Origin of the sequence: Pseudoduganella namucuonensis, assembly GCF_900116645.1 — a bacterium.
Taxonomy (GTDB): Bacteria; Pseudomonadota; Gammaproteobacteria; order Burkholderiales; family Burkholderiaceae_D; genus Rugamonas; species Rugamonas namucuonensis.
Window position 1 is genome coordinate 157,196 of the sequence record NZ_FPBO01000002.1, and the last position, 18,054, is coordinate 175,249.

14 protein-coding genes are annotated in these 18,054 nt (G+C 65.2%); 9 read left to right on the plus strand and 5 right to left on the minus strand.

Features of this window, described 5'->3' with window-relative positions; translation table 11 throughout:
• Positions 1–82 precede the first annotated feature (82 nt).
• The 9 genes from BM436_RS02740 (at position 83) to BM436_RS02780 (ending at position 10,085) form a co-directional block, all read left to right on the plus strand.
• A complete protein-coding gene (locus tag BM436_RS02740; RefSeq protein ID WP_093553244.1) occupies positions 83–742 on the plus strand; it encodes a response regulator in 660 nt (219 codons plus the stop codon).
• Positions 743–756: 14 nt separating this feature from the next.
• Positions 757–1,893 (plus strand): amino acid ABC transporter substrate-binding protein, encoded by a 1,137-nt coding sequence (locus BM436_RS02745; protein WP_177306908.1) that lies wholly within the window; start codon positions 757–759, stop codon positions 1,891–1,893.
• A 57-nt stretch (positions 1,894–1,950) separates the two neighbouring features.
• Positions 1,951–3,795, plus strand: a complete 1,845-nt coding sequence (locus tag BM436_RS02750) for an ATP-binding response regulator (RefSeq protein ID WP_143132926.1) — start codon at positions 1,951–1,953, stop codon at positions 3,793–3,795.
• A gap of 136 nt (positions 3,796–3,931) precedes the next feature.
• Complete coding sequence (locus BM436_RS02755; protein ID WP_093553250.1) at positions 3,932–5,215, plus strand: DUF4214 domain-containing protein; 1,284 nt, start codon at positions 3,932–3,934, stop codon at positions 5,213–5,215.
• A gap of 84 nt (positions 5,216–5,299) precedes the next feature.
• Positions 5,300–5,695: a GntR family transcriptional regulator gene (locus tag BM436_RS02760; protein ID WP_093553252.1), complete on the plus strand. Its 396-nt coding sequence runs from the start codon at positions 5,300–5,302 to the stop codon at positions 5,693–5,695.
• Positions 5,688–6,509 (plus strand): ABC transporter ATP-binding protein, encoded by an 822-nt coding sequence (locus tag BM436_RS02765; RefSeq protein ID WP_093553254.1) that lies wholly within the window; start codon positions 5,688–5,690, stop codon positions 6,507–6,509. Before BM436_RS02760 ends, BM436_RS02765 begins: the two co-directional genes overlap by 8 nt.
• Entirely contained in the window at positions 6,506–7,927 is a 1,422-nt protein-coding gene (locus BM436_RS36910; RefSeq protein ID WP_093553256.1) for a hypothetical protein, read from the plus strand. The genes BM436_RS02765 and BM436_RS36910 overlap by 4 nt, the downstream gene beginning before the upstream one ends.
• Positions 7,924–8,739, plus strand: a complete 816-nt coding sequence (locus BM436_RS02775) for an ABC transporter ATP-binding protein (protein ID WP_093553258.1) — start codon at positions 7,924–7,926, stop codon at positions 8,737–8,739. Before BM436_RS36910 ends, BM436_RS02775 begins: the two co-directional genes overlap by 4 nt.
• Entirely contained in the window at positions 8,736–10,085 is a 1,350-nt protein-coding gene (locus tag BM436_RS02780; protein WP_143132928.1) for a hypothetical protein, read from the plus strand. Before BM436_RS02775 ends, BM436_RS02780 begins: the two co-directional genes overlap by 4 nt.
• A 12-nt stretch (positions 10,086–10,097) precedes the next feature.
• Here the strand turns inward: BM436_RS02780 and BM436_RS02785 are convergent, their stop codons facing one another.
• The 5 genes from BM436_RS02785 to BM436_RS02805 are packed head-to-tail and all read right to left on the minus strand — an operon-like array spanning position 10,098 to position 17,991.
• Entirely contained in the window at positions 10,098–10,784 is a 687-nt protein-coding gene (locus BM436_RS02785) for a YMGG-like glycine zipper-containing protein (RefSeq protein ID WP_093553262.1), read from the minus strand.
• 10 nt (positions 10,785–10,794) lie between these two features.
• Complete coding sequence (locus BM436_RS02790; RefSeq protein WP_143132930.1) at positions 10,795–12,264, minus strand: hypothetical protein; 1,470 nt, start codon at positions 12,262–12,264, stop codon at positions 10,795–10,797.
• A 12-nt stretch (positions 12,265–12,276) separates the two neighbouring features.
• On the minus strand, positions 12,277–15,945 hold the full coding sequence (locus BM436_RS02795) for a tubulin-like doman-containing protein (RefSeq protein WP_093553266.1): 3,669 nt from the start codon (positions 15,943–15,945) through the stop codon (positions 12,277–12,279).
• A 20-nt stretch (positions 15,946–15,965) separates the two neighbouring features.
• Positions 15,966–16,436 carry a hypothetical protein gene (locus BM436_RS02800; protein ID WP_093553268.1) on the minus strand — a complete coding sequence of 157 codons (471 nt, stop codon included), beginning with the start codon at positions 16,434–16,436 and terminating at the stop codon, positions 15,966–15,968.
• A gap of 19 nt (positions 16,437–16,455) precedes the next feature.
• Positions 16,456–17,991, minus strand: coding sequence for a hypothetical protein (locus BM436_RS02805; RefSeq protein WP_229488822.1), 1,536 nt, complete (start codon positions 17,989–17,991; stop codon positions 16,456–16,458).
• Positions 17,992–18,054 lie beyond the last annotated feature (63 nt).

Sequence of the window (18,054 nt, forward strand, 5' to 3'; positions counted from 1 at the left end):
CGGCACGACCGACTTCGATGAAGAGGACAGTCCATCGTCTTGGCTCCCGTACTTTTATCGCTTGGCTAACCGTCGATGCACCATGAAAATCCTTCTTTTAGACGATCACACGCTGTTCCGTGAAGGTATTGCCCTCCTCCTGAAACGTCTTCATTCGGAGGTTTGTACCATAATGGCAGGGTCATGCGAAGAAGCTCTCGACCTGCTGAAAAATGACGCCGGGATCAATCTCATGCTGATCGATTTATGTCTTCCCGGAATGTCCGGCCTGGACGGCATGTCGGTGTTGCGCGAGAAATACCCGAATATCCCATTCGTCGCCTTATCCTCGAATTGTGATCGGGAAACTGCGTTATTGGCGCTTGGTCGCGGCGCGATGGGTTTTATCCCGAAGAATTCGGCAGTGGACACGATGATCGCCGCGCTCCGTCTGATATTGGCAAAGGGAATTTATTTACCGCCCTCCGTATTTCTGGATGAGCAGTACCCACAGATAGCGCATACATCACACAAAGTATTGGGGGCCAATACGGATCCAAAGGAGCTCGGCTTGACGCCGCGGCAGATCGATGTGCTTTACTGGATTTTGCAGGGCATATCCCTTAAAAACATTTCTCGCGAATTGAATATCTCCGTCAATACCGTCAAGGCGCACACGTCGGTCGTACTGCGCACGTTGAATGTGACCACGCGCACCCAGGCGATCATCGTTGCCAGCCGACTTGGGCTGAAATTCGCATGACCAGGAGACGCATCTTGCATTATGTTTTTTTGATGATGCTGTCATTGATGGCCGCGGCCGCGCAGGCGGTAGAGCCAGTCAAAATTGGCGTATCGCTTTCCTTGACTGGAAAGTACGCTGAACTGGGCCGCATGAGCCAGAACGCGTACAAGCTGTGGGAAACCGATATCAACAGGCAAAACGGGCTGTTGGGGCGGCCGGTCCGTGTCATGGTCGTCGACGACAAGAGCGATGCACAGATCGCCAAGGAGATTTATCGGCGCCTGATCGAGGAAGACAAGGTCGATTTGATCTTCGGCCCCTATTCCAGCGAGATAACCCAGGCGGTTCTCCCGATCACGGACAAGCACCGCTCCCCGATGCTGGTGGCGGGCGCCGCCGCCGACAAGCTGTGGCAGCAAAATTCCAGGTACATATTCGGCGTGTATGTCGGCGCCAAACGATACGCGGTCAGTTTTTTGGAACTCTTGGCCAGCAGCGACATCAACACTGTCGCGCTTGTTTCAGCGGACGAAATATTTTCGAAAGACGTCGCCGACGGCACCAAGGTGTGGGCTGGCCGTTTCGGTTTGAATGTGGTTCACTCGGAGGTCTTCAAGACGGGCGATTCCAACCTTGACGAGGCGCTCCTGCGGGCAAAAAAATCCGGCGCTCAAGCGTTGATGGTATGCGGACATTTCGACGAGTCAATCAACGCACAGTTGGCACTCAAGCGCATCGGTTGGCATCCTCGGGCCGTTTACTCGACGGTGGGTCCAGTGCTGCAGAAGTATCGCGATGTACTGAAGGCCGATTCAGAATATGTATTTGCGCCTTCACAATGGGAACCATCCGTTCCCTTCCCCGGTGCGAAAGATTTCGCGGCGAAATATCAACAGTCATTTAACGTGATGCCCAGTTATCATGCGGCGAACGCATATGCGGTGGGGCAAATCCTGGAAGCGGCGGTCAATAAAGCCGCCAGCCTCGATAGGGAAAAAATCAGAAACGTATTGTCCTCCCTGGACGCGATGACAATTATTGGCCGGTACGGAGTGGATGGAGCCGGCAAGCAGGTCCGCCACTTCGCGCTTACAGTGCAGTTGCAAAACGGAAAAAAAGAAATCGTCGCACCAAAGGAGTTGATGACGGCGAAGCCGATATGGAAATAGCGTCGGCGATGGATTGCGCGCGGTCGACAGCATAACAGTGGCAAGGAGAGAAAGGGCGTGAAACCAACAGAGGCTGATCATGGCATTCGCACCACATGGCGAAAACTGCTCCGAGGCAGGGAGTTCAAGGTTATTTTCCCTGTGGTTGCCGTGATGATTTTCATGGGCGTAGGCCTGTACAGTTTTGCGCTTCGGTCGGTATCGGACTTTGCAAACGAACGCATTCGAGAAGATCTCGAACGTACTTCCAGGGAGGTTTTCAGCATCTGCGACTCCGCCTTGCAGGCTTTGCTGGTTACCGGACTAAGCAATAACGAGGTGGCGGGAAGAATAAAACGAGGCAAGGTTCTCGGTGAAATAGAGGCGTATGTGCAGCAAAACAATTTGACTGCCATCGTCTATACCAATGGCGGAAAGAACGTTCTGTTCAGTAACGGATCAGAACTTGTCATTCGTCATGTCTTATCAAATGAAATCAATGAAACCGTGGTCGCATCGATTTCATTCGACAGCAAGATTTACTATGTGCGTCGTTTTCAGTTCGAGCTTTGGAATTGGCATATCGTTTTGATCAAGGACGGCGAGGTCTATGCGGATCTCCTCGCAAGGGTAAACAACACCTACTTGGGGACCACTTCCATTCTGATCATCGCAGGCCTGTTGCTGATGTATTATCTGAAAAGGATCACTAAAACCGAAATGGATCTGCAGGCGGCGAAGGAAGCGGCCGAGCAGGCGAGTCTGGCGAAATCCCGGTTTCTGGCATCAGCTAGTCATGACTTGCGCCAGCCGATGCACACGGTCAGTTTGCTGGCCGGTTTACTGCGAGAGCGCAGCGAGGTTCACGAAGACAGGGACTTGATTGACAAGCTCAAGCGAGCGGTAAACGTCATGGAGGAATTGTTCGAGAACCTGCTGGAAATATCCAGGCTTGATGGGGGCGCGATAACGCCGAATATTTCCGAATTTCCCATTGCGCATTTGTTGAAAATGATCAAGGCCAACTATGAACCGCACGCGGCATCAAAAGGTTTGCGGCTGCGCGTCTCTCCTTGTTCGGCGGTCATAAGAAGTGACCCGGTGTTGTTGATGAGTATTCTGAGCAACCTGGTATCCAATGCGATTCGTTACACGGACAGAGGGAAAATACTCGTCGGTTGCAGCCGACGCGGTGAAAAGTTAAGCATCAAGGTAATCGATACCGGCATCGGCATTCCGAAAGAGCACCTCGATGAGATATTCGACGAGTTTGTACAATTGCCTGAATCAAGACGAGGACGAAATAATGGCCTGGGACTGGGCCTTTCCATTGCCAGACGATACACAGATCTGCTCGATCATCCCATGTGCTTGCGATCCGTCGTCGGTAGCGGTTCCATGTTTTTTGTGGACGTCCCTAGAGTCGAGATGATACTTTCGCCAGCATTATCCATGGAAGTCCCACCCACTCCAGCCACGGAATTGGCTGGGGCATTCGTGGTCATCATCGATGACGATCCGCACAACCTTGCCGCGACGGAGAGCCTGTGCAGAAAATGGGGAGGGCGAACGCTTGCGGCGGAATCCCTCCAGAAAGCCATCGAAGAATTACGTCATCATCTTCGCGTGCCCGATCTCATCATCTGTGATTACCACTTGAGTAACCATCAAAACGGTCTCTCCGCCGTGCGCGAAATCCGGAATCTGATGGACGAGGAAATCCCGGCCATCTTCGTAACCGGCGATATCTCCATCACCAAAGAGTCGGATATCTCGACGCTGCCCAAGGCACTGGTGCTCCACAAACCAGTTAACACGGACAGACTGCGTGAGAGCATCGAACATATTCAAGCCCCAATGGTTGGGTCTGCTCACGCCGGTTCAGTTGCAGGCCGTGTCGGTGCGGTTTGCCGCGAGAGTTAAAGGCAACGCGGGCCCGGCTGCATCAGTCCCCGGGGCTCCAGCGATCGAGATGGCGCCGCTGGCCGGGTGAGAATTGAGGAGGTTCGGAGCCGGCATAAGCTGCTAAACTACGCCTCTTTTCCCTCATTCGCGCACCATGGCAGACGACTACAACAACAATCAATCGACCAAGGGAGTACTCGCTGTCGGCTCCGCGTTAAAGGGTGCGTTTGAGTTGGCTGGCGACGCGGACTGGTTCAAGATGACGCTGCAGGCAGGCGTTACTTACATACTGTCCATGTCCGACCTCGTGCAAGAGGACGGCATGCCGTTCGCGCAAATGTACGAAGCGTCGCTTGCCATTCGGGACGCGGCAGGCAAACAGCTGATCCAGAAGCAGGGTTCGGGCTCGTACGGCCCTGTGCTGCAATTTACGCCGGGCTCCAGCGGCGACTATTACGCCGATGTGAACAACGGCTACACGCCCGCCACCTTCCGCCTGGCCGCCGCGCTCAGGCCCGATGTGAAGGATGACCTGCCTGCCGATAGCTCCACGTCGGCAACGGCCATTGCCGACGGTTCGGTCAAAGGCGTCATTGAAAGCGCTGGAGACGTGGACTGGTTCAGATTCCATATGGAGGCAGGCAAACTGTACGCGTTTGCGACCAGAATCGAACCCGGCTCCCCGGTCGATTTGGGCTTCTTCGATGCCAATGGAAGCGCCGTGGAAGTCAGCTACCCTTTTGAAGCGAAAACATCGGGCGACTACTTTATCGCAGTCTCCGGAGCCGAGGCAGGCCTGGCGTATGAACTGCTACCAAGAACCCTGAGAGACGATAAACCAGGCGCAGGAAATGACTACTTGAAGAGCGACGGCAAGGGCACTGCGATCGACGCCGGCGCAGGCACCGACACCGTCGAATATTCACTCGCCGCCGCCCAATATCAGGTGGCGCGCAAGGATGGCCAGATCACCGTGCAGGCTTCGGGCGCCACGGCAGGCGACATCCTGACCGGCGTCGAGCGCCTCAAGTTCAGCGACACCAGCATAGCATTCGACATCGACGGTGTGGCCGGCCAAGCCTACCGCCTATACCAGGCCGCCTTCAACCGCTCGCCGGACAAGGGCGGCGTGGGCTACTGGCTGAGCCAGATGGACAAGGGCGTCAGCCTGCACGACGTCTCGCGCAGTTTCATGGACAGCGCCGAGTTCCAGACCATGTACGGAACCAATCTCAGCGACGCGGCCTTCGTCAATCAGTTGTACCAGAACGTGCTGCACCGGCCCGGCGAGCAGGCCGGCGTCGACTACTGGATCGGCACGCTGCAAAGCGGCCAGCCGCGCGCGGACGTGCTGTCCTCGTTCAGCGAAGGCGGCGAAAACAAGGCCGCCCTGGTCGGCGTCATCGGCGACGGCTTCCACTACACCCCCTATCCGTAGATTCAAACCGCGGGTCCCAACCCGAATTCATTTTCGGGCCGGGGTGTATTGCATGTGTATCATTGTAGTGATACACTAATTCGCATGAACTTCGACATCGCCCCCACTTCCCCCATCCCGATCTACAAGCAGATCGTGGAACAGGTGCGCCGCATGGTGGCCAGCGGGCAGCTGAAGCCGGGCGACGACCTGCCGTCGGTGCGGGCCGTGGCGCTGCACCACGCGATCAACCCCATGACGGTCAGCAAGGCCTACAGCATGCTGGAAACCGAGGGCCTGCTGACCCGCCGCCGCGGCGTCGGCATGGCGGTGGCGGACGCCCAGCCGGCCATGTCGGCGCGGGACAAGGCCGCGATGCTGCGCCCCGCCCTGCAAGCGGCCGCGCAGACCGCCCGCCAGCTGGGCTACAGCCCCGCCGACGCGCTGCGCCTGTTCGAACAATGCCTGAACGACACCCCAACGAAGGAAGACCATGACTGAGACCGTTATCCACGCCGACCAGCTGACGCTGCGCCGCGACCACACCGACGTGCTGCACAACATCTCCTTCGACATCCCCGCAGGCGCCGTGGTCGGCCTGGTGGGCCGCAACGGCGCCGGCAAGTCCACGCTGCTGCAATGCCTGGCGGGCCTGGTCGCGCCCGACGGCGGCGCCAGCGCGCTGCTGGGCTGCCCGTCGCTGGACCTGAGCGACAGCGTGCGCGAACGCCTGGGCTACGTGGCGCAGACGCCCGACCTGTTCGAGTGGATGACCGTGCTCGAACACCTGCAAACCATAGGCCGCGCCTACCCGCGCTGGAACGAGGACCGCTGCCTGACCCTGGCGCTGCGGCTGGACCTGCCGCTGTCCACCCGCGTGCGCGACCTGTCCGGCGGCGACCAGCAGAAGCTGTCCGTGGTGCTGGCCCTGGCGCACGATCCCGACGTGATGCTGTTCGACGAACCCGTCGCAAGCCTGGACCCGCTGACGCGCCGCGAATTCATGCGCGCCATCTTCACCGGCGAGCAGGAGCGCGAGCGCACCGTCATCATCTCCAGCCACATCCTGAGCGACCTGGAACGCGTGGTGTCGCACGTGGCCTTCATCCGCGAGGGCCGCCTGCAGCTGCTGGACAGCTGGGACGCGATGCTGGAGCACTACCGCCTGGCGCCGCCGGCGTGCGAGGCGCCGGCCGGGGCGGTGGTGTGGCGCGGCCGCGCCAGCGCGCTGATCGACACGCGCCGCGCGCCGGCGCTGGCGGACGCCAGCCGCGCGCTGACGCTGGATGAACTGTTCGTGGAGCTGAACGCGTGAAAACCGCCGCGCCGCCGATCTTCCCGGCATCGACCACCTCGGCCGCCAAGGTGATGCTGGCGTGCCTGGGCGTGTACTGGGCCTGCATGCTGACGTTCTCGTTCGGCGAGACGCGCAACGCCGACGTCGCCATCAAGGTGCTGCTGGGCGTGGCCTGCTGCCTGCTGGCGCTGACCGTCTCCCTCCACGCGCAGGCGCTCGGCCATGCCGTCCGCATCCTGAACGCGCAGCGCGCGCCCGTCGCGCTGTGGCGCACCTGGCTGCGCGCCTGGCTGCTCACGGCCACGCGCTACTGGGCCGTGATCTGCGCGGGCGTGTCGCTGCAGCTGACCATGCCCGCGTCGACGACGTTCTGGCTGGCCGGCCCCGCGCTGCTGTCGCTGGCGTTGTGCCTGACGGCGCTGCGCACCCTGGGGCGGCTGGGCATGGCGCCGCGCGGCTGGGGCCACGCCGCCGAAATGGCCGCGCTCTGCATCGTGCTGTATGCGGGGATGGTCAGCGGATTCGGCGCCGCGCTGGCGTGGTTCGCCGGGCTGCCCGTCCCGCTGCTGCTGGCATTCGCCGCGACATGGCCCGCCATGGCCTGGACTGTGTCGCGGCGCTGGGAGACACGGCTGCCGGTCAGAGGGGTGGTTGCCCGCAGGTCCGCCATACAACACGGCAGCCGCGTCACCACATTCTTCAAGCGCCACACCGTGCTGCACTGGGGAGGCGTCTCGCCGGCCTCCTACCCGCATCAGCGCACTTTCCCCGGCAAGATGCTCCTATGGTTTAACGGGGAAATCATGTTCTGGGTCATCATGCTCCAAATGCAGACCGCGCAATGGAACGACACGGTGGTGCCGCTGCGGGCCATCGGCATGTTCATGCTGGCCATGGCGACAGCCAGCAAGCTGGTGGTGCGCGACCTGCACTGGCGCACATTGCTGCTGCCAGGCGGTTTGCGGCGCGAACGCATCGGTACACACATCGTGCTGTCGACGCTGACGTTCCAAATAATGCTGATGCTGGCCGTCGCCGTGATCTACCTGTCTGTGGTGATTCCGACCGGCACCCCGGCGACGGTGGCCTTGTCACGTGTGCTGAGCATGGCCTGCCTGCCCTTCGAACTGGCGTTGATTACCAGCGCGGCGGCGGTGCTGCGGGTTCTGTCCTCGCGCGCGCTGATGGCGCTGATCGCCGTGGCCGTCGCCGCGGGGCTGGGCGCGCTTTACTTCATATTCTTCGGCGGTCCGGCGGCCTTCGCAGCGCAGATCGGCCTGCGATCCATTCCGCTGTTTGACGCGCTCAGCTGGCGTATCGGCCCGGCATACCTGCTGTTGCTGGCCGCCGCCACCGTCCTGTTCACCCACATCGCCAACCGCCTGTGGACGCCCGAAAAACTGCTGCGCCAAATGCCCAAGAAAGGAAGTGCATGAGCAACATCGCCATCAGCGCGCGCGATCTGACCGTCCGCAGGGGAGCCGCCACCATCGTCGACAACATGTCGCTGGATATTCCGGCCGGCGCTGTGGTTGGCCTGGTGGGACGCAACGGCGCCGGCAAGTCCACGCTGCTGCGCTGCCTCGCCGGCACGGTGGCGCCGGACCGGGGCGAAGCCCGCCTGCTGGACGAGCCCTCGCTGCGCCTGAGCGACGCGGCGCGGGCGCGCGTGGGCTGCGTCGAGCAGGCCCCGGACCTGTGCCACTGGATGGGCGTGGCCGAGCACCTCGCCGTTGTGGGCGAGGCCTATCCGCAATGGACGCAGCGCCGCTGCGTGGAGCTGGCGGCGCAATTCAACCTGAACCTGGGCGCGTCCGTCGGCAAGCTGTCCGGCGGCCAGCGGCAGTCGCTGGCACTGGTGCTGGCCATGGCGCACGATCCCGAGGTGCTGCTGCTGGACGAACCCGTGTCCAGCCTGGACCCGGTCGCGCGGCGCGAATTCATGCGGGCGCTGTTCGACGCGCCGCGCGGACGCACGGTGGTCATCTCCAGCCACATCCTGGGCGACCTGGAACGGGTGGTCTCGCACGTCGCCTTCGTCCGCGCCGGCCGGCTGCAGCTGTTCGACACCTGGGACGCGATACTGGAACACGTCCGCCTCGCGCCGGACGCCGCCGGCGTACCGGCCGGCGCCATCATCGGCGCGCACGAGACAGGCTGCGTCTACGACACCCGCCTCGCGCCCGGCCACAGCGGCATCGGCCGCGCGCCGACACTGGACGAACTCTTCTCGGAGCTAAACAAATGACAAGCACCCCGATGATCTACGACAAACCGTTCGCGCGGACCACCCACGTGGTCGGGCTGACGAGCTTCGCCTGCGTCGCCGTTCTTTGCATCGTCATCTCCAGCGCCGCGGGGCAGGGAGCGCAAAGCGTCTGCAGCGTGGTGCTGGCCAGCATGGCGACCTTCGGCATGTTCGCGTACGCCGCCGGCAGCGCCAGGCGGTTGGCCGACGCCAGCAAAACGCTGGGGCAATTGCGCGCCCCCGCCGCCGCCTGGACCCGCTTTCTGCGCGACTTCCTGGGCACCACCTCCATCACGTGGCTGGTGCTGAGCGTGATGCTGATGCTGCAATTCGAACTGCGCCCGGCGCCCAAGCCGCATTGGTTGAGCGCGGGCGCGCTGGTGTCACTGAGCGCTTGCCTGGGCGTGCTGTTCTCGCTGACGTTGTCGGATCTGCTGCCGCGCCTGCGCGCGGCCATCCATTCCGGCATGGCCTTCGTCGTCATGGTGTCGCTGCTGATCATCGGGCTGTTCCAGTTGAATAGCGCCTTCGCGGCGCAAGCCGGCACGCCGCTGGCCGCGGCCGTCCTCTGCTGGCCCGCCCTCGCGCTGGGACTCCTCTGGCGGTGGCAAAAACAGCCCGCCTACCGCTGGTCCGAAAAACCCGCCGATCTGCCCTTCCTGGCGCGTTGGCTGAGCCTGATAACACGCTACCAAATGCTGGGGAACGGCGCGCGAACCACCATGGAAGGCAAGATCGACTGGCACGGGGCCGCCGCGTATGGCGCGGGCTCGCTGCTGGTCACGCTGCTGGCCGAGACCAGCACTGGCGAGGCGCTGACCCTTGGCCACCTGCTCGGCGTCTTCGGTTTCGTGTATGTCGCCTACCACTCGCTCAGGGTGCGCGATCTGCATTGGCGGACGTTTGTGGCGCCGGGCGGCATGCGGCGGCGGGACATCGCGCGCAACATCTTCTTCAGCACCTTGCGCTGGGTGTTTCCCGTTGTGCTGCTGTTCTTCGCGCTGTTCCCGACCATCGACTATCTCGTCGGTTCCCTGTCCGGCATGGACATCGTGCGCAAAGTCTGGCGCTACGCGTTGATACTTCCCGAAGTGCCGCTGATAGTCGCCGCGGCCATCGTCATCAAGGCCTTGCCCCGGCAGCGGGCCGGCTGGTACGCCACCGGCGCCTGGGTCGCCGCCTGGGCGTTGGCCGCGTGGACCGGTAGCCTGGGCCTGAAGATCGGAAGCATCACCACCGGACCGGCCTATTTGCTCGGCGTGCTGGCCGCCACGATGCTGCTGCTGGCGCTCGCGCAGCGCTTGTGGACCCCGCGCAAGATGCTGGAATACCTGAAGCTGCGCTGACGCAACGCCGTGTCAGCGCGCCGCCAGCGCGGGGCCGGGCACGCCGGCCACCTGGAACAGCGTGGTGCGGCGCGCCACTTCGCGTCCGTCCAGCAGCAGCACGCTTTGCACCGTGTACTGCCCCTGCTCCATGCCGCGCGGGATCTTGTACACGCCCACGGCGCGGAACTGGCCGGCGCCGTCGACCCGTTCCACGCGGGCGATCTGCGGCTTGTCTGACGCCTTCTCGCCGTTGGCCTTCAGCAGCGTCATGCTCTGCACCACCTCCGGCACGCGGCCGCCCTGGCCGTACAACTTGATGTTGCCCACCACCTGCACCGGCTCGCCGCCCGCGCGCGCCACGCTGGCGGTGGAATAGACCTGGTAGTCCTTCAACCGAATCTCGTTCTGGGGCACCTTCAGCCCTTCCCGCTGCGCCTCGGCGTTCACGGTCTGCGCGCTGGCCACCTTCTCGGAATAGGTGCTCCAGCCGATGGCCGCGCCCAGCGCGGCGCCTATAACGGCGCCCTCCGCGCACTTCTTGCCGGCGATCTTGGCCAGCGCGCAGCCCGCGACCGCGCCCAGCGCGGCGCCCGCCGCGGCGTTCTGACCCTGGCTGCCGCCGCTGTCGCTGGTGTTCTGCCGCCCGTCGCCATCGGGAGCGGCGCAGCCGCTCGCCAGCAACGCGGCGGCGACTGCGGTGGAAATGGTGCGTTTCATGATGCGTCCTTTATTGGCAGCGATCGTTGATCCAGTCCGCGCCGCTGGCCACGCAGCGCAGCATCTCGCGGTTGAGGCGTTCGGCCCGCTGCTTCAGTCCCAGGCATTCGCGGTTGCCGACATCGATCATGGTTGCACAGATCTCCGCCTTGTCCATGGCGCCCTTGTAATTGCCCTGGCTGAGCTCACGCTCGGCGTCGGCCAGGATCTTGCGCGCCTGCTGGGCGGCCTGCGCTGTTTGCGGCGCGGTGCTGATGACGTTGGCGGGCGGCGCGGCCGGAGAGGTCCGGGCCGGCGCCTGTGCCTGGGCGGCCGCCGGCGCGGCGCGGGCGGCCGCGGTTGCCGGGGCGGCAGTGGCGCCGGCGGCGGCCGGCGCCTTTTGCTCGAGGATGGTCGCTTCCAGCAAGCGGGAAAGCGATTCGTGCAGCGCCTGCGTGCGAGGGCCGAGCTCCGTGCGGTTCAACTTCATGATCGCCTGCAGCTTCGCCTCCACGCAATTCCGGTCCGACTTTTTCAGGCAGGCGTCGGCCTCGTCGAGCAGGCGCTCGCCCAGCTTGATGTCGATCCGTTTGTCCCAGTCGCTCGTGTCGTCGTCCTGGCCCCAGCGCTTGACGAAGGCCGCCAGGCGGCTGGCGGCGCGCTCGTAGGCGCCGGTGTGCAGCGCGTCCTCCAGCGCGGGGCGCAGTTCGGTCCAGGCCTTGCCGCGCTGGCGCTTTTTCTCGCAGCCGGGGGCGGCGCCGTTGATGGCTTCCTGCACGCGCTTCAACTGGGCGGCGCTGGCCTTGTCGGCCTTCAGCGACGCCTGTTCGGCCCTGGCCTGGTCGATCTTGCATTCACCGGTGTAGCCGATGACCTTTTCGACGCGGGATTCGAGCTTTTTGTGGGGATCGGACGGCTTGGCCAGGAACCAGATCACGCCCAGCAGGATGGCCGCCAGCGCCCAGGTGCTCATGCCCACCGGCTTGCGCAGCGGCGGCCTGGATTCGGCGCCGGGCTTGGGCGGCATCGGGATGCCGGGCTCCCTCACCGGCCCCTGCGCGGCGGGGGCGGCGGGCGGGACGCCGCGCACCTTGTTCAGACGGTCCAGCGCGGCCTGCTGCGCGGCGCTGATCTGGCCGGATTCTCCGGCCGCGGTGGCGCTGGTGACGCCCGCATATCCCGCGCGCGCCTCCTCGAGCGCGCGCTCCCGCGCGGCTGCCGCGTCGTCGCCATCGGCGCCAGCGGCGGCGTGGGGTGTCGTGGCCCGGCCGGATTGCGCATAGCCCCACTCGTCGGGTTTCAGGGTGCCGGCGGCCGCGCTTGCGGCGGAGCCGGACGGCGCGTTAGCGGCGGGACTGGCGGCCTGCACCGGCGGCGCGCTCGCCCGCGCGGCCGACGCCGCCGCCTTTTGCCGCATGCCGCAAAACGGGCAAAAGTTCACCTCGCGCGGAAAGGATTTCCCGCACTCGTCGCTGATGCATCGGTACTTCGCTGCGTCCACTACGCGCCTTTCTTATTCCGGGTCCGGTATGTCGTCGTGCGGGTCCGGTATCGCCGCGTGCAGCAGCTGCGCGATCTCGGGAATGTCGCTGGCCAGCTTCCACTGGTCCACGCGCGGTATCCACTGCATGTTCCAGACCTTGGTGTCGCCGACCACCTCGCCGAGCGCGATGCGCTGCGCCAGTTCATTCAGCGAGTAAGGCCCGTGCTGCGCCTTGTTGAGGAACACCTTGTACAGCGCGGGCAGCGCCGTCACGCCGCCCGCGGCCGGAACGATGACCGGCGCCACCACCACCGTGGGCGCCGCCGGAGCCGCAATCGAGGCCGCGAAGACGCCCGCGGCGGCGGCCTCGCTGGCCAGATACTCCTGCCTCAACACGCGCTTCTCCACCATGTGCTGCACCTCCCAGCTGTAGGCGTCGGTGGCGGAACCGGCCACCGCCTCGCTCCATTGCGCCAGCCGCTCCAGCGCCCGCTCAACCGGCGCCTCCGGCAAGGCCGCGTGGGAAGCCTGCGCGCGCTTCAGCCACGCGTCGTGCAGGCGCTTGGCGGTGATGTTGGGCAGCGACGGCGACGGCAGCTCGGCCCCCGTCTCGTCCATCTCCAGCTTGGGCTGATAGACCTTCAGCTGGTAGTGCCGCATCAGAGCCGCCAGCAACAGGAACTGGCTGGGTCCCATGTGGCCCAGGCGGTGCCGCACCGCGTTGATGACCTGGTCGCGGTAGTACGGCGGCAGCCCGTTGGAGCGGATGGCGAACTCGTTCCCGATCTGCAGCCATTCGCCCGAGCCCTGCTCCACCTCGAACAGATACTGTCCGCGCGGCTGGAACAGCGCCTCGCGGTCCGACAGGTCGGCCTTGCGCTTGACCACGCCCAGCGCGATCGCCTGCAGGAACCATTCGTAGTCGTCGGCCAGGCGATTCAGCTCGTCCATGGACGGCGCGATCGGATGGCGGAAGCGCGTGGAATCGAAATGCAGGTGGGTGGGGATCTTGGGGTTCTCGATCTGGTACGAGGTGCGCCACGTGGGCAGGCCGCGCAGCACCGTCATCGGCACGCCGGACAGCTCGATGTAGCACACGGCCTTGCCACTGATGCCGGTGTTGACGATGCTGACCAGCTCCCCGTGGAAGAAGCCCGTCGGCACGGCCGCCTTGATCTCCGGCTCCAGCTTGCGCCAGGCGTTGACGTCACCCACGCCGATGAAGCATTTGAACTGGTCCGCGCTGGGCGTGAACTCGGCCGAGAAGCGCGCGTTAATCCACGGCATGGCGCTGCGCAGCCATTCGTTGAAGATGTGCTGCCGCTCCTGCGGCGACATCGCCATCAGCCGTTCCAGCAGCGGGTCCGGCGGCGGCGCGTTGGCGTCGTCGACCAGGTGTTCGCGGCTCAGTTGCGTCTGCGCGCGGCGGAACAGCTTGAGCAGCAGCGAGGCGCGCAGCTTGTCGTCGCCCAGTTGCGGGAACAGCCGGGCGGACCCGCCGAACTCCAGCAGCACCTCCTCGCTCCACACGCTGATGTCGCCGGTCAGTTTGACCGCTTCCGGCACCGTGTCGCTGGCCAGCTTCATGTAGGTGGCGTGCTCGTGCTGCGCGTCCGCCCGCAGCTGCGCGATGCGCTGGTCGACCGCGCCCAGCATGGCCTCCACGCAGCGGCGCCCCTCCTGGAATTCGCCGGCGATGCCGCTCCACACGGGCTGCCCCTTCTCGTCCACCGATTGCGTGTCGCCCAGCCAGGCCGACATGTTGCGCAGCACCTCGACCGCCTGCCCCGCCGCCACCGCCAGCAGGTGGAAGCGCAGGTAGTCGGCGATGTCGCGCTTCAGGTGCGACATCACCTCGCGCGCCTGCGCGTCGCGGCCGAACAGCTTGCCCGCCGCCTGCGACAGGTTGTTCAGCGACTCCTCCACCTGGCGCGTGCGCAACGCGTCGCGGATGTCGCGATAACGCCTGCCGTTGCGCTCCATGTGCGCCAGGTCGCGCTGCGAAATGCGCGACTTGATCTGCTCCAGCAGCGACAGCACGAATTCCAGCCCGCCCTGGCGGCGGTCGTCCAGCAACGCGTACAGCTGCTCGCGCGCCCTGCCCTTCAGGCGCACCAGCAGCTCGGCCGTGTGGCGCTTGAGGCGGTCCTCGCTGGTCTCGGCGGTGGCGCCGGCCTCGCGGATGGCGTCGCGCTCCAGCAGCGGCAGCAGCTCGGCCACCTTCTCGCGCCACTGCTTCAGATCGTAGTCGCCCATGATGCGGTCGATCTCCAGCTGCACCTTGCTCTCCACCCGCTCCAGCAGCGAGCGCTCGTCCTTGTCCAGCAACAGCCGGTCGGTCAGCGCGTATTCCTGGAACGGCGTCACGTCCGCCGTGCCCTTCCTGAAATCGGGGAACTCGTCGAACGGCCGCTCGGCCAGCGCCATGTGCTCGCGCATGAAGGTGTCGCGCTCCTGGTCCCCGGCGCGGCGCGCGGGTTCGCCGCCGCCGCCCAGGATGCCGAAGAAGGCCTTCACCATCAGCGCCGCCAGCTCGTAGGCGCGGATGTCCTCGCGCAGGCTTTGCTGCGTGTCCAGCACCGCCTGGCCGAAGGCGGAATACACCTTGGAGTAGGACAGGCGCATGTCGCCGAAGCGCATCTCGGGCACGCGCGGATTGAAGGGCCCCAGCTTGTGCTGCTGCTGGTTGACCGCGACCGAGCGCTTGCGGTTGGCGAAATCGGCCGAGGCGAAGTCCTCGAACAGCGAATCGGCCACCATCTGGTACACGTCCTTGACGTCCTGCGTGGCCTTGTTGGCCAGGTTGGCGGTGTCGACGAAGTACACGTCGTCGAATGGCGCGCCCTTGCCGGTGAGGCTGTCCGGGTCGGCCCAGCGCACCTGCGCGTTCATGTCGCGCATCGCCGTCTCCAGCTCCATCAGGGTGGCGTAGGCGTTGGCCTCGGTGCGTTCCTTGTTGGCCTTGGCGTAGCCGGAGGGCAGGAACATCACCAGGTCCACCTGGCTGTCGGCCACCTCCTGGCGCGCGATGGCCTTGGCGATCCAGCCCAGGTCCAGCGCCGTACCCGCGCCGGTGCCGCCGGCGTTGGAGCCGATGACGACGATGCGGAATTTGGAGGTGTCCACCTGCAGGCCGAGGCGCTGGTAGTTTTCCTTGCGCTCGTTGCCCGCGTTACTGGACAGGAAATTCAGCGCGCCCTTGATGCGGCCGCGCAGCTTGGGGTATTTGTCGTACAGGTAGAGCCGCGCCACGGCGCGGATCTGGCCCGCGCCCTTCGACGGGTCGATGCCCAGCGAGCGCAGTTTCTTGGGCCGCAGCGGCATCCAGCTTTCGATCAGCGGGAAGCGCGCCAGGCTGTCGTCGGACTCGTGGTACTGCGGCAGGTCGATCGATTCGACCAAGCGCTCCTCGTCGCTCAGTTTGACCAGCTCGAACCAGGGATCGGTGCGCTGCGACTTGCCCTCGTCGATGATGGCGCCGCTGTCCAGGTCCACGTGCAGGAAGCGGGCGACCGGGAATTGCGCGATCGATTCCACGCGCGCCGGGTTGTGGCGGTTCCACACGGCGGACAGGATGCGGCGGCGGATCCGCATCATCACCTCCATGCCGGTGCCGCCCGCGCCGATGAACAGCGTGGGCCGCAGGTCGACCTTCAGTTCGGCCTTTTTGTCGCCGCCGGTGCTCGGGAATTCTGCCATGATGGTGTTTCCTTAGGTGGTCAGCGGCGGCCGGTGAGGAAGGCGCCCACGAAGGCGGCGACGGCCAGCAGCAGCAGCGTGCCGGTGACGGCCAGCGTGAGGAATTTACCGGCGTTCATGATGGCCAGCACGGCGGCGGCGCTGAAGAAGCCCAGGCCGCAGAACATCAGCCAGCCCGCCGTGTCGGCCGACGACGGCGCCACGCGGCGGCGCACCAGGTGGTTGGCGTAGGCGTTGCGGACGAAGAAGAACACGATCATCAGCACCAGGAAGATGGCGCCGCCCACGGCGACGTCGCGCGTGGAGGTGTCGGTGGCCGGTGCGCCCGCGACGGGAGCGACCTCCATGGCCTGGCCGGGCGCGGCGGCGCCGGGCGGCGTTTCCGACAGCGTGGGCGCCGACGACGGTTTCGCGTTGGGATCGGCGGGGGCGCCGGGGATCTTGAAGCCGGGATCGGTGTTGGCCTGGGCGAGCTGTATGTCTTTTTGCATTCTGGTTCCTCTGTGGGCTTTAGCGGCCAAGGCGGACTTGCGCGCCTTCGCGCAGATCCGTCAATGTGTGTCCGAACATGGTGGTTTTCAACTCGGCGACCTTGTTGCCGGCCCTGTCGTGCAGGGGCTGGCTGGTGCCGGCCTTGGTGTGCAGCGTGCGCGTCTCGCCCTCCACCGTGACCTGCACCTTGCGCGTGCGCCCGGCGGCCAGCGCCAGGCCGCCCGCCAGCGCCAGCAGGGCCGCGATGCCGCCCAGCAGGGCCATCAGCGGCGCCAGGCCGTAGCGCATGCGCACCTCCAGCGGCAGCACGGCGCGCGAGCCCTGGACCTGGCTGGGCGGGGTGAAGATGTCGGGCAGCGGATCGCCGGGGAACAGCGCGGCCATGCGCTGGCGGAAGGCCTGCGACAGTTCGAGTTTCTGTTCGCTCAGCTGCAGCTCGATGGCGCCGGGCAGCACGGCGGCCGAACCGGCGGCCTTCACGGCTTCCAGCGACCATTTGCCCGGCAGGTGCGCCACCGGCAGCTGCATGGACGAGGACAGCGGCTGCGACTTGCCGGGGGCCAGTCCGTCCACCGTGTCCGCGCCGAGCCGGATGGGCGTGCGCGCGCCCGCCAGCACCGAGCGCGCCTCGATGCGCGCGCTGGTGATGGTGTAGGGATAGATCGTGTTTTCGAGGCGCCAGCCGATGCGCGCCGCGTGCGTGGCCGGCTGGCCGGAGCTAGTGCCGATATTCGCGCCGGTATTCGCGCCGCCATCGGCGCCGGCGCCGCTGGCTGGCGCCGCGGCGGCGGCGGTCGCGCCGGCGTCGATGTCGGCGCGTAGCGTGCCGTTGGGCTGGGTGCTGAAGGCGACGCCGGGCACGTTCTCCACCTTCACTGGCAGCAGGCGCACGGTGTCCTGGTCCAGCGGCTTGAGGCGCGCGGGCGGTTCGGTGATCACCTTTTGCAGGCGCCCGGAGCGCATCAGCGCGTCCAGCTCGCGCGCGCCCTCGTCCTTGATGGCGAACACGTAGATCATCAGGCCGTTGGCGCTGTAGCGGCCGCGCACCGGCATGTGCAGCGGGAAGGCCAACGCCTTCTTGATGTCGCCGCCGTGGTGTATCAGTTCGTAGAATTCGCGGTTGCGCTGGGCGGTGGCCTGGTCGTTGTTCGGACTGTTCTTGTTGTTGGTGAATAGCCAGATCAAGCCCGGCTTGCCGCCCAGGGCGGTGCCCATGGCGACGCCGACTGCCTCGCCCAGGTCGGTGTCGGCCAGGGCGCCGCCGGGCTTTTTCGCCGTGGCCAGCGCGGCCAGCGCGGAGGCGACGGCGGCGCGGGGCGACTTGTCGTCCACCTGGGCCGCCAGCAGCGCCTTCGGCGACGGCGCGCCGGGCTGGCTCTGGTTGAAGGACGCCAGCACCAACGCGTCGCCCGGCCGCACGGCGGCCAGCACCACCTCCGCCACCAGCGCCTTGTACTGCGACGCGGGGTCGGTGTAGAAGGGCTCCATCCAGCCGGAGTTCTGGACCAGGAAGACGTGGGAGGCGGCGGAAGCGGCAATCGGTGCGCATGTCAAGATGACGCCAGCGAGCAGCTCCGAACCCAAGCGAAGGCAGGGGTCAGACCCGATGGGTCTGAC